At 60.2% G+C, this 12,488-nt stretch carries 12 protein-coding genes; 9 read left to right on the top strand and 3 right to left on the bottom strand.

Going from position 1 to position 12,488, the window contains the following annotated elements:
- Positions 1 to 125: 125 nt before the first annotated feature.
- The 6 genes from rpsF (at position 126) to ACYU03_RS23370 (ending at position 6,199) form a co-directional block, all read left to right on the top strand.
- Positions 126 to 551 carry a 30S ribosomal protein S6 gene (gene rpsF, locus ACYU03_RS23395; RefSeq protein WP_461886981.1) on the top strand — a complete coding sequence of 142 codons (426 nt, stop codon included), beginning with the start codon at positions 126 to 128 and terminating at the stop codon, positions 549 to 551.
- A gap of 28 nt (positions 552 to 579) precedes the next feature.
- Complete coding sequence (gene rpsR, locus ACYU03_RS23390) at positions 580 to 810, top strand: 30S ribosomal protein S18 (protein WP_009403887.1); 231 nt, start codon at positions 580 to 582, stop codon at positions 808 to 810.
- Positions 811 to 844: 34 nt separating this feature from the next.
- On the top strand, positions 845 to 1,744 hold the full coding sequence (locus tag ACYU03_RS23385) for a hypothetical protein (protein WP_461886980.1): 900 nt from the start codon (positions 845 to 847) through the stop codon (positions 1,742 to 1,744).
- Positions 1,745 to 1,765: 21 nt separating this feature from the next.
- Positions 1,766 to 2,212 carry a 50S ribosomal protein L9 gene (gene rplI, locus ACYU03_RS23380; protein WP_461886979.1) on the top strand — a complete coding sequence of 149 codons (447 nt, stop codon included), beginning with the start codon at positions 1,766 to 1,768 and terminating at the stop codon, positions 2,210 to 2,212.
- A gap of 110 nt (positions 2,213 to 2,322) precedes the next feature.
- Positions 2,323 to 3,720, top strand: a complete 1,398-nt coding sequence (gene dnaB / locus ACYU03_RS23375) for a replicative DNA helicase (RefSeq protein WP_461886978.1) — start codon at positions 2,323 to 2,325, stop codon at positions 3,718 to 3,720.
- Positions 3,721 to 3,898: 178 nt separating this feature from the next.
- Entirely contained in the window at positions 3,899 to 6,199 is a 2,301-nt protein-coding gene (locus ACYU03_RS23370; RefSeq protein ID WP_461886977.1) for a YgiQ family radical SAM protein, read from the top strand.
- 62 nt (positions 6,200 to 6,261) lie between these two features.
- Here ACYU03_RS23370 and ACYU03_RS23365 read toward each other — a convergent pair whose 3' ends face one another.
- Complete coding sequence (locus ACYU03_RS23365; protein ID WP_461886976.1) at positions 6,262 to 6,849, bottom strand: LOG family protein; 588 nt, start codon at positions 6,847 to 6,849, stop codon at positions 6,262 to 6,264.
- 348 nt (positions 6,850 to 7,197) lie between these two features.
- Here ACYU03_RS23365 and azu point away from each other — a divergent pair, with 348 nt between their 5' ends.
- Positions 7,198 to 7,647: an azurin gene (azu, locus tag ACYU03_RS23360; RefSeq protein WP_461886975.1), complete on the top strand. Its 450-nt coding sequence runs from the start codon at positions 7,198 to 7,200 to the stop codon at positions 7,645 to 7,647.
- A gap of 141 nt (positions 7,648 to 7,788) precedes the next feature.
- On the opposite strand, the gene nadE is transcribed toward azu, so the two are convergent.
- Together nadE and pncB are read right to left on the bottom strand one after the other, a co-directional pair.
- The gene (gene nadE, locus ACYU03_RS23355; RefSeq protein WP_461886974.1) at positions 7,789 to 8,616 is read right to left on the bottom strand and encodes an ammonia-dependent NAD(+) synthetase; all 828 of its coding nucleotides are present in this window, start codon (positions 8,614 to 8,616) and stop codon (positions 7,789 to 7,791) included.
- Positions 8,617 to 8,619: 3 nt separating this feature from the next.
- A complete protein-coding gene (gene pncB, locus ACYU03_RS23350; RefSeq protein ID WP_461886973.1) occupies positions 8,620 to 9,825 on the bottom strand; it encodes a nicotinate phosphoribosyltransferase in 1,206 nt (401 codons plus the stop codon).
- Between the two features lie 458 nt (positions 9,826 to 10,283).
- Between pncB and ACYU03_RS23345 the strand changes: the two genes are divergently transcribed.
- A complete protein-coding gene (locus ACYU03_RS23345; protein WP_461886972.1) occupies positions 10,284 to 11,417 on the top strand; it encodes a branched-chain amino acid ABC transporter substrate-binding protein in 1,134 nt (377 codons plus the stop codon).
- 154 nt (positions 11,418 to 11,571) lie between these two features.
- Positions 11,572 to 12,486, top strand: coding sequence for an ABC transporter permease subunit (locus ACYU03_RS23340; RefSeq protein WP_461886971.1), 915 nt, complete (start codon positions 11,572 to 11,574; stop codon positions 12,484 to 12,486).
- The last annotated feature ends 2 nt before the right edge of the window (positions 12,487 to 12,488 follow it).

Below are 12,488 nucleotides of genomic sequence, written 5' to 3'. Positions count from 1 at the left end.
TACAATTGCGCCCCTTGCCGTGCAGGCAGGCGCGCATGTGCCTCTTTCCAAGGCAAGACATACAGTGTCATTCACTCCTTGTCTGACCAGGTTGCTGGCAGACTACTAACCCGTAAGGAGCATTCATGCGTCATTACGAAATCATCTTCCTGGTCCACCCTGACCAGAGCGAGCAAGTCGGCGGCATGGTTGAGCGTTACACCAAGCTGATCGAAGAAGATGGTGGCAAGATCCACCGTCTGGAAGACTGGGGCCGTCGTCAACTGGCCTATGCAATCAACAATGTTCACAAGGCTCACTACGTGATGCTGAACGTTGAGTGCACCAGCAAAGCTCTGGCTGAACTGGAAGACAACTTCCGCTACAACGATGCCGTGATCCGTAACCTGGTCATCCGTCGTGACGAAGCCGTTACCGGCCAGTCCGAGATGCTCAAGGCTGAAGAAAACCGCAGTGAGCGCCGTGAGCGTCGCGACCGTCCTGAGAATGCTGAAAGCGCCGAAGGCGATGACAGCAATGACAGCGACAACAGCGATAACGCTGACGAGTAATCCACGGACCTTTTGAGGAGCCTATTACATGGCACGTTTCTTCCGTCGTCGTAAATTCTGCCGCTTCACTGCTGAAGACGTGAAAGAGATCGACTACAAAGATCTCAACACCCTGAAAGCTTACGTATCCGAAACCGGCAAGATCGTTCCAAGCCGTATCACCGGTACCAAAGCTCGTTATCAGCGTCAGCTGGCTACCGCTATCAAGCGCGCCCGCTTCCTGGCCCTGCTGCCCTACACCGACAGCCACGGCCGCTGAGACCGGGTCGTCGACAAGTAGTAAGGGATAGAGCATGCGAGCGTTGGCTGATTTCATCATGCGCGGTCGCGTGCAGGCCACTGTAGTGGTGGTCGGTTGTGCGGCATTGCCGCTGTTGTTCTGGTTGAGTGCCGCTGCCGGGAGCCTGGTGTTCCTGCGGCGCGGTTTCAAGGATGCTTCGTCAGTCCTCGCCTGGGCATTGTTGCCGGCGTTGGCCTGGTGGTTCTTCGGTGAGCCGCGCACCCTCATGGTGCTGCTGGGGACACTGGGACTGGCTGCGCTGTTGCGCGCCGGGCAATCCTGGAACCGGGTGCTGTTGTTCAGCATCGCCTTGGGCCTGGTGTATGGCGTTGTCCTGGGTTCGGTGTTTCGCGAACCGATTGAAGCTCTGGCGCGAGCGCTTGAAAAAGCCCTGCCGCAGATGCTCGACGGTCTCTACCAGCAGATGTCGGTAGAGGAGCAAGCCCGCCTCGGAGGCCTGATCGTACCGGTGCTCAATGGCCTGATCGCGGCCCTGCTGCAAGCTGTCAGCGTGCTGGCCCTGATGTTGGGGCGCTACTGGCAGGCCGTGTTGTACAACCCGGGAGGTTTCGGCCGCGAGTTTCAGGCGGTACGGATTCCCCTGGTGCCGGCGCTGGTGCTGCTGGCGTGCATGCTGGTCGGTCCGAACTTCGGTCCCGGCCTGGCGATGCTGACGCCGTTGTGCAGTGTGCCGCTCCTGTTCGCAGGCATCGCCCTGCTGCATGGGCTGGTAGCGCAGAAACGACTGGGCCGGTTCTGGCTGGTCGGGTTGTACGTGACACTGGTGCTGTTCATGCAACTGACCTATCCGTTGCTCGTGGTATTGGCCATTGTCGATAGCCTGATTGATTTTCGCGGTCGCAAGTCTCCTGAGAAGGGTGACGACAGCGGTTCTGCGAACGGTGAAGGTTAAAAGTTAAGAGGTTTATACCAAATGGAACTGATCCTGCTGGAAAAAGTCGCCAACCTGGGCAACCTGGGCGACAAAGTAAAAGTTAAGGCCGGTTATGGCCGTAACTTCCTGCTGCCATTCGGCAAGGCCGTTGCTGCCACCGCCGACAACCTGGCCGCGTTCGAAGAGCGTCGCGCCGAGCTGGAAAAACTGGCTGCAGACAAGAAAGCTTCGGCTGAAAGCCGCGCTGCCCAACTGGCCGAGCTGGAAGTGACCATCACTGCCACCGCTGGCGACGAAGGCAAGCTGTTCGGTTCGATCGGCACCCACGACATCGCTGACGCCCTGACCGCCTCCGGCGTTGAAGTGGCCAAGGCTGAAGTTCGTCTGCCGAACGGCACCATCCGTAACGTCGGCGAATACGACGTTGCCGTGCACCTGCACAGCGACGTTGAAGCCACCGTTCGCGTGGTTGTTGTCGCAGCCTAAGCTGTACCGATCGGCTGGCTCCTTGCGTGCCAGCCGGTTAACATCGGGCACGGTCCTGCATTGCAGGTCGTGCCCTTTGTCTTTTTCATCTCCCTGAATTCCGCGTGGCCATGAACGAGATCTCAACCCCCGAGCAATTCGACCTGCAAACCGCTGCCCTGAAGGTGCCGCCGCATTCCATCGAGGCCGAACAGGCCGTGCTCGGTGGTCTGATGCTGGACAACAACGCTTGGGAGCGAGTGCTGGATCAGGTGTCGGACGGTGATTTCTATCGGCATGACCATCGCCTGATCTTCCGCGCCATCCACAAGCTGGTGGACCAGAACATCCCGTTCGACGTGGTCACCCTGCATGAGCAACTGGACAAGGAAGGCCTTTCGTCCCAGGTCGGTGGCCTCGGCTACCTGGGTGAGCTGGCGAAGAACACCCCGTCGGTGGCCAACATCAAGGCCTATGCGCAGATCATTCGCGAACGTGCGACCCTGCGCCAGTTGATCAGTATCAGCACCGACATCGCCGACAGCGCTTTCAACCCCCAGGGGCGCAACGCCGAGGAGATCCTCGACGAGGCCGAGCGGCAGATCTTCCAGATCGCCGAAGCACGGCCCAAGACCGGTGGCCCGGTGGGGGTCAACGACCTGTTGACCAAGGCCATCGACCGTATCGATACGCTGTTCAACTCCGATAACGACATCACCGGCCTGTCCACTGGCTACACCGACCTGGACGAGAAGACCAGCGGCCTGCAACCAGCCGACCTGATCATCGTCGCCGGCCGTCCATCCATGGGTAAGACCACCTTTGCGATGAACCTGGTGGAAAACGCCGTGTTGCGCAGCGATAAGGTAGTGTTGGTGTATTCCCTGGAGATGCCAGGTGAATCGCTGGTCATGCGTATGCTCTCTTCGCTGGGGCGCATCGACCAGACCAAGATCCGTTCCGGTCAGCTCGATGACGATGACTGGCCCCGGCTGACCTCCGCGGTCAACCTGCTCAACGACCGCAAGCTGTTCATCGACGATACCGCCGGTATCAGCCCGTCGGAAATGCGGGCGCGGACCCGGCGCCTGGTGCGTGAACATGGTGATATCGCCATGATCATGATCGACTACCTGCAGTTGATGCAGATCCCAGGCTCCAGCGGCGACAACCGGACCAACGAGATTTCCGAGATCTCCCGCTCGCTCAAGGCCCTGGCCAAGGAGTTCAACTGCCCGGTGATCGCCCTGTCCCAGCTCAACCGCTCGCTGGAGCAGCGCCCGAACAAGCGTCCGGTGAACTCCGACTTGCGTGAGTCCGGAGCGATCGAGCAGGACGCCGACGTGATCATGTTCGTCTACCGGGATGAGGTCTATCACCCCGAAACCGAGCACAAGGGCGTGGCCGAGATCATCATCGGCAAGCAGCGTAACGGCCCTATCGGCTTCGTGCGTCTGGCGTTCATTGGCAAGTACACTCGTTTCGAGAACCTGGCGCCGGGCAGCTACAACTTCGACGACGACGAGTAACGGCGTATCCTGCTGGCGTTACCGCGCCTGTGGGGGCTTTGTATAGCGAGCTTCCCCCGTGGTCGGCGTCGTCTGTGGGATTGGTCTGGTGAATCCGACTTGCACCGTCGGACTTGATCAAAATTTGTGCTATATTCCGCGCCCGCGATTTCCCTGCACAACAGAATCGGTCACTGACATGCAAGCAGCCAAACCACTCTTCGACTATCCCAAGTACTGGGCCGAATGCTTCGGGCCAGCACCTTTCCTGCCGATGAGCAGGGAGGAGATGGATCAGCTCGGCTGGGATTCCTGCGACATCATCATCGTGACCGGCGACGCTTACGTCGACCATCCGTCGTTCGGCATGGCCATCATCGGTCGCCTGCTGGAGGCCCAGGGCTTTCGCGTGGGCATCATTGCCCAGCCGAACTGGCAGTCCAAGGACGACTTCATGAAGCTGGGCGAGCCGAACCTGTTCTTCGGCGTCGCGGCGGGCAACATGGACTCGATGATCAACCGCTATACCGCGGACAAGAAGATCCGTTCCGACGACGCCTACACCCCGGGTGGTTTGGCCGGCAAGCGCCCAGACCGCGCCAGCCTGGTGTATAGCCAGCGCTGCAAGGAAGCCTACAAGCATGTGCCGATCGTCTTGGGTGGCATCGAGGCCTCCCTGCGCCGCATTGCTCACTACGACTACTGGCAGGACAAGGTCCGCCACTCGATCCTCATCGACGCCAGCGCCGACATCCTGCTGTACGGCAATGCTGAGCGCGCCATCGTCGAGGTTGCCCAACGCTTGTCTTTCGGCGAGTCCATCGAAAGCATCACTGACGTGCGCGGTACGGCCTTCATCCGTCGTGATACCCCAAAGGGTTGGTATGAGATCGACTCGACACGTATTGACCGCCCGGGCAAGGTCGACAAGATCATCAACCCCTACGTCAACACCCAGGACACCCAGGCGTGCGCCATCGAGCAGGCCAAGGGCGAGGCCGAGGATCCGAACGAAGCCAAGGTAGTGCAGATTCTCGAAAGTCCGCGCATGACCCGTGACAAGACGGTGATCCGCCTGCCATCGTTCGAGAAGGTACGCAATGACCCAGTGCTCTATGCCCACGCCAACCGTGTGCTGCACCTGGAAACCAACCCTGGCAATGCGCGCGCGATGGTACAGAAGCATGGCGAGGTGGATGTATGGTTCAACCCGCCACCCATCCCCATGACGACCGAAGAAATGGACTATGTGTTCGGCATGCCTTACGCACGTGTTCCGCACCCGGCCTATGGCAAGGAGCGCATCCCGGCCTACGAGATGATCCGTTTCTCCGTGAACATCATGCGTGGCTGCTTTGGTGGTTGCACCTTCTGTTCGATCACCGAGCATGAAGGGCGCATTATCCAGAACCGCTCCCACGAGTCGATCATTCGGGAAATCGAAGAAATCCGCGACAAGGTTCCGGGTTTTACCGGGGTGATTTCCGATCTGGGCGGTCCGACCGCCAACATGTACCGGATCGCCTGCAAGAGTACCGAGATCGAGACCCACTGCCGCAAGCCATCTTGTGTATTCCCTGGCATCTGCCCGAACTTGAACACCGACCACTCGTCGTTGATCAAGCTGTACCGCAGCGCCCGTGCCTTGCCGGGGGTGAAGAAGATCCTGATCGCCTCGGGCCTGCGCTACGATCTGGCGGTCGAATCGCCGGAGTATGTGAAGGAACTGGTCACCCACCATGTTGGCGGCTACCTGAAGATCGCCCCGGAGCACACTGAAGAAGGCCCGCTGAACCAGATGATGAAGCCGGGCATCGGAACCTATGATCGCTTCAAGCGGATGTTCGAGAAGTTCTCGAAAGAGGCGGGCAAGGAGCAGTACCTGATCCCGTACTTCATCGCCGCGCACCCGGGCACCACTGACGAAGACATGATGAACCTGGCCCTGTGGCTCAAGGGCAACGGCTTCCGTGCCGACCAGGTGCAGGCCTTCTACCCGTCGCCGATGGCTTCGGCCACGGCCATGTACCACTCGGGCAAGAACCCACTGCGCAAGGTCACCTACAAGAGCGACCCGGTGACCATCGTCAAGAGCGAGGCGCAGCGCCGCCTGCACAAGGCCTTCCTGCGTTACCACGATCCGAAGGGCTGGCCGATGCTGCGCGAGGCCCTGCAGCGCATGGGCCGTGCCGATCTGATTGGTTCGGGCAAGCACCAGTTGATCCCGTTGCACCAGCCGGAGAGCGACGGTTATCACAGCGCCCGGCGCAAGAACTCGACCCCGTCCGGCAGCCATAAGGTGGGCAAGGAGCAGAAGATCCTCACCCAGCACACCGGCCTGCCACCGCGTGCCAGCGATGGCAGCAAGCCGTGGGACAAGCGCGAGCAGGCCAAGGCCGCTGCGTTTGCCCGCAACCAGCAGGCGGCCAAGGAGCGCAAGGAAGCGGGCAAGGGCGGCAAAGGCAAGAAGAAGTCACGCCAGCCGGTGATTCCGCGTTAAGCGACGGCTACAGGTTGACGTAGGCGCTAGCTGACGCTGGCTTCTACGTCATTCTGCAGGCCTCAATCCGGCTTCTTGTCCACCCACTTCGGCAGCACCGGGGCCTTGAACTCGTTCATGGCCTCGAGCAGGTCTGTCGGCTGTTGGCTGAGCATCAACATCTCCCTGTGTTGCGGCCGTACGAAACCCTCTTCCACCACATGGTCCAGGAAGCTGCCCAGCTTGCTGTAGAAACCATTCACATCCAGCAGGCCCAGGGGTTTGCCGTGATAGCCGAGCTGGCCCCAAGTCCAGACTTCGAACAGTTCTTCCAGGGTTCCCAGGCCGCCGGGCAGGGCGATGAACGCATCGCTGAGTTCGGCCATGCGCGCTTTGCGCGCATGCATGCCGTCGACCACTTCCAAGCGGGTCAGGCCGCGGTGGCCGACCTCGGCATCCATCAGACTTTGCGGAATGATGCCGATCACTTCACCGCCAGCGGCCATGGCCGCATCAGCGACGATGCCCATCAAGCCCACCGCGCCACCACCATAGACCAGCGTCAGGCCCCGCTGGGCGACGGTCTGCCCGAGGGCGATGGCGGCCTCGCGATAGGCCGGGTTGACGCCGGTGCTGGCGCCGCAGAATACACAAACGGAACGTATAGGCATTGCTTCTCTCCCATTGCAAGCGCACACAGGGTAAGGGGCATGCCCTTCGCTTCCAAGCCTGGATTCACTCGGGACGGGAGAATTCACAGGTGGCGCCGGCGGCGCCGCAGGCGTAGGCGGCTAGCAGGCTGTTGATCAAGCTACCAAGGGACATGTTGTTTGCTCCTAAATGAGAGGTTGTCCCATCGTCTATTATTGGCGCATGATGTGCCCTTTGGTTTTGTGTATACAATCCATAGAACAATTCAACTGTCTGGCCCTTGGCCACCGCCTTGACTCATATCAGGGAGGGTGTGCCGTTGCTCAGGCAGCATGCGAACTGATAAAACCCTGCCAAGGAGATTCACGATGTTTGCGAAAGCTGTTGCTGTATCCCTGCTGACCCTCGCCAGTGCCCAAGTCTTTGCTGCTGAGTGTGAGGTGACAGTCGAGTCGACCGACCAGATGTCCTACACCACCAACGAATTCACCGTCGACAAGAGTTGTAAGGAGTTCACTGTCAAACTGACTCACTCCGGCAACCTGCCGAAGAACGTCATGGGTCACAACCTGGTGATCAGTAAGACTGAGGACATGCAGGCCATTGCTACCGAAGGCCTGACTCAGGGCATCGACAAGGGTTACCTGAAGGAAGACAACGCCAACATCATCGCCCACACCGCGATGATCGGCGCGCCGGAGAAAGAAACCGAAGTGAAATTCGACACTTCCAAGCTGGAAGCCGGTGGTGACTACAGCTTCTTCTGCACTTTCCCAGGCCACATCTCGATGATGAAGGGTAAAGTCATCGTCAAGTAATGACCCACTATGGGAGGGCTTTGCCCTCCTATCGCGGCACAAGGCCGCTCCCGCAGAACTGGCGCCGATTTCAAAGGTGGCGCTGAGTCTGAGAGAGCGGCCTTGCGTCGTAATAGGGCCGCCAAGCGGCCCCAAGGGCCCTCAAGGCGCGAAAGGCTGTTCGCGCTTGTGCTGGGTCTTGCGATAGGTGGCGACGATAATGTCGAAAGCTTCCTGGCTGACCGGCTCGCCGTGCAGGAAGGCGTCGATTTCCTGGTAGGTCACGCCATGGGAAGCTTCGTCCGGCTTGCCCGGCTCCAGGTCTTCCAGGTCGGCGGTCGGCACTTTCTCCACCAGCGATTCTGGCGCGCCAAAGCTGCGGGCAATGGCACGTACCTGGTTCTTCACCAGGCCGCTGAGTGGCGCCAGGTCACAGGCTCCGTCACCGAACTTGGTAAAGAAGCCCATTACCGCCTCTGCAGCATGGTCGGTGCCGATCACCAGGCCCTGGCGTGCGCCAGCGATGGTGTACTGGGCGACCATGCGAATGCGGGCCTTGGTATTGCCGACCACGAAGTCGACCATGGCCGGCGCGCCGTTTTCCAGTGCCTTGACTTCAGCCGCCAGGGCACGCACCGCCGGGGCGATGTCGACGGTATGCACTTCATCGGCCTTGATCACTTCCAGGCTGGCCTGGGCGTCGTGCTCGTCATGCTGTACCTGGTAAGGCAGGCGCACCGCGATGAAGCGGTAAGCCTGATCGCCAGTTTCTGCGCGCAACTCGTTGATCGCGCGCTGGGCGAGCAGGGCGGCGGTCAGCGAATCGACACCGCCGCTGATGCCCAGGACCAGGGTCTTGAGCCTGGCATTGGCCAGGCAGTCCTTGATGAAGGCCACGCGCCGGGCTACTTCGGCCTCGAGCGCGGCGGCGTCGGCGAAGGGCGGCTGCACCTTGAGCTGCTGCGCAATCTCTCGCTGGACGGCTTGCATGGGTTACTCCTTGCTGGGGACTTTGAATACATGACGTAGGTAGGCGACGAAGTTAGGGTCGCGGCACTGTGTCTTGGCGGCTTCATCGGAAATCTTGGCAACCGGCGAGCCGTTGCAGTCGGTCATTTTAAGCACGATGTTCATCGGCACCACCCCGGGGATGTCGCACGTCAGGTTGGTACCAATGCCGAAGCTGACATTGATGCGACCGCGCAGGGCCCTGAAGATTTCCAGCGACCGGGTTAGGTTGAGGCCATCGGAGAACACCAGGGTCTTTGTCATCGGGTCGATACCCAGCTCGCGGTAATGGGTGATGGCCTTTTCGGCCCAGAGCACCGGATCACCGGAGTCGTGGCGCAGGCCGTCGAACAGCTTGGCGAAGTACAGGTCGAAATCGCCCAGGAAGGCATCCATGGTGATGCAATCGGTCAGAGCGATGCCGAGCAAGCCGCGGTACTCGCGGACCCAGCAATCCAGGGCGGCGATCTGGCTGTCGATCAGCCGCGGACCGAGCTGCTGGTGGGCCATGATCCATTCGTGGGCCATGGTGCCCAAGGGCTTGATATCCAGTTTCCATGCCAGGTTGACGTTGCTGGTGCCTACGAAGCGTGCTGGGAAGTCATCGCGCAACAGCCGCACCACCTCTTCCTGCACCTTGCTCGAGAAGCGTCTGCGCGTGCCGAAGTCGGCGACCTGCAGTTCGGCCAGCTCATCGTCGCTGGCGTGGGCGCGCAGCCAGTCGAACTTGCGGTAGAGCTGGTCACGCGCTTCGCCCAGGCGCATCTGTGGATAACGCTGGCGGTTGCGCACTTCGCTGATGATTGCCAGTAGTGGCACTTCGAAGAGGATCACATGCAGCCAGGGGCCGCGCAGGCGCAGGCATAGCTGGTCGTCTTCGATGCCGAGTTGCAGGTAGCGCAGGTTGAAGCGGAACAAGCCGAGAAAGCGCAGGAAGTCCGGTTTGATGAAACTGATACGTTCGAGAAAGCCCAGCTGTTCGTCATCCAGGCTAAGTTCGCAAAGCTGCTCGATCTGAGTGCGGATTTCTGCCAGATAAGGGCGCAGGTCTTCGCCATTGCGGCACCTGAACTCCCACTCCACATCCACGTCAGGGTAGTTGTGCAGCACCGCCTGCATCATGGTCAGCTTGTAGAAGTCGGTGTCGAGCAGGTTGTGCACGATGCGCTCGGCGAATGCGCTCTCGCTCATTGAAGGGCTCCAGGTCGGCGGCGCTCTCCGAAGCGGATGAAGCGCGCGGAATTGGTGGCCATTGTGCCAGCCTTTTTCTCCGGATGAGGAAAATCAGCAAATTGACAGGGAGCTGCGGCGATTTTCCGTGCGCCAGCTAGCCTTGGAAAGGTGCTCGCTGTAGCAGTTTCGCACCAGGAATGTGCACTTCGGTGACGTCGGCTGTTACAGGTCGGTTGCACGTTAACACTTGCCAGGGTTGCAATGATGGCACTTGCGGGTTGCTCCTTTGTCGAGGGATTGGTGGCGCCTGCCTTGGGGCAGGCGGTTGCACGCTCAATAAAGAAAAGGCCGTCGGTCGCCTACAGGCAACTTCCCAGCGTGTTTTCCCGGAAGACAAAACCAATGGCACGGCCCTTGCTCGGAGCAAGTGCTGAAAGTTGTAGTGCCAACCAAAAAAACTCTAGGAGCACCACCTCATGTCGCAGACGTTTTACAAGAAAGGTTTCCTGGCTCTCGCCGTGGCTTCGGCGCTGGGTGTTTCTTCGTATGTTCAGGCCGACATCAAGTTCGGTGTAGCAGGCCCGATGACCGGTGCCAACGCAGCGTTTGGCGAGCAGTACATGAAAGGTGCGCAGGCAGCGGCCGACAAGATCAACGCTGCAGGCGGGGTGAACGGCGAGAAGATTGTCCTGGTCAAGGCCGACGATGCCTGTGAGCCCAAGCAGGCCGTGGCGGTGGCCAACCGTCTGGTCGACCAGGAAAAAGTCGCTGCTGTGGTGGGACACTTCTGCTCTTCTTCCACCATCCCCGCCTCGGAAGTCTATGACGAGGCCGGCATCATCGCCGTTACTCCCGGCTCGACCAACCCCCAGGTGACCGAGCGTGGCCTTTCCGCAATATTCCGCATGTGCGGGCGTGACGATCAGCAAGGCATCATCGCCGGCGATTACATCGTCGACGTGCTCAAGGGCAAGAAGGTCGTGGTACTGCACGACAAGGACACCTATGGCCAGGGCCTTGCCGATGCGACCAAGACCCAACTGGCCAAGCGCGGCGTAACCCCAGTGTTCTACGAGGGCCTGACCCGCGGCGAGAAGGACTTCAGCGCCGTGGTCACCAAGATTCGCGGTACGGGTGCCGACGTTGTCTACTTCGGTGGCTTGCATCCGGAAGCCGGCCCATTGGTGCGCCAGCTGCGTGAAGCTGGCCTGGAGATCCCGTTCATGTCCGATGATGGCATCGTCACCGATGAACTGGTCGCCACTGCCGGGGGCGCGAAGTACACCAACGGCGTGTACATGACCTTCGGCGCCGACCCGCGCCTGCTGCCGGACAGCAAGGCGGTGGTCGACGAGTTCCGCAAGAGCGGCACCGAGCCTGAAGGCTACACGCTTTACGCCTACGCCTCGGTCCAGGTCCTGGCCGCGGCCTTCAACGGCGCCAAGTCGAACAACAGCGAGGACGCCGCCAAGTGGCTCAAGGCCAACCCGGTCCAGACCGTCATGGGCGAGAAGCGCTTTGACAGCAAGGGCGATCTGACCGTCTCCGACTACGTGGTCTATCAGTGGGATGCCAACGGCAAGTACCACCAACTGGAAAAACAAAAATAACAAAGGCCCAGGCCCGGGCGCGCGCCTGGGCCAATGCCCCTGCGGTACCCGTTTCTACTCGTAGATCTGCACCAGTTCTGCGCTGCGAGGGCCGTGTCATCCCAGGCCCGCCGTGGTCGGCGCTCGTGCAATCTCAATCAGGTGAGATTGCGTTATGGATGGTATTTTCCTGCAGCAACTGATCAATGGGCTGACCCTGGGGTCTGTCTATGGTCTGATCGCCATCGGCTACACAATGGTCTATGGCATCATCGGCATGATCAACTTCGCGCACGGCGAGGTGTATATGATCTCCGCGTACCTCGCGGCGATCAGCCTGGCATTGCTGGCTTATTTCGGTATCGAATCCTTCCCTTTGCTGATGCTGGGAACGCTGTTGTTCACCATCGTCGTCACCGGTGTCTATGGCTTCACCATCGAGCGCATCGCCTACAAGCCCCTGCGTAACTCCACCCGTCTGGCACCTTTGATCAGTGCCATCGGTATCTCGCTGATCCTGCAGAACTACGCGCAGATCAGCCAGGGCGCCCGCCAGCAAGGCGTGCCGACCCTCCTTGAAGGGGCCTGGCGTGTCGAGGTGGGGACTGGTTTCGTGCAACTGACCTATACCAAGATATTCATCCTCGTCGCTGCCTTCGTCGGTATGGGCCTGCTCACCTACGTGATCAAGTTCACCAAGCTCGGCCGCATGTGCCGCGCTACTCAGCAAGACCGCAAGATGGCCTCGATCCTGGGGATCAATACCGACCGGGTGATCTCCTATGTGTTCGTCATCGGCGCGGTGATGGCCGCCCTGGCCGGCGTGCTGATCACCATGAACTACGGCACCTTCGACTTCTATGCCGGCTTCATCATCGGTATCAAGGCATTCACCGCCGCGGTACTCGGCGGCATTGGCTCGCTGCCCGGTGCCATGCTCGGCGGGATCATCCTCGGGATTTCCGAGTCGCTGTTCTCCGGCCTGATCAACTCCGACTACAAGGACGTGTTCAGCTTCTCTCTGCTGGTGCTGATCCTGATCTTCCGTCCCCAAGGTCTGCTGGGGCGCCCGCTCGTGGCTAAGGTGTGAGT

This window comes from Pseudomonas sp. X10 (assembly GCF_054889225.1).
This window is presented reverse-complemented; position numbering and strand designations above follow the sequence as displayed.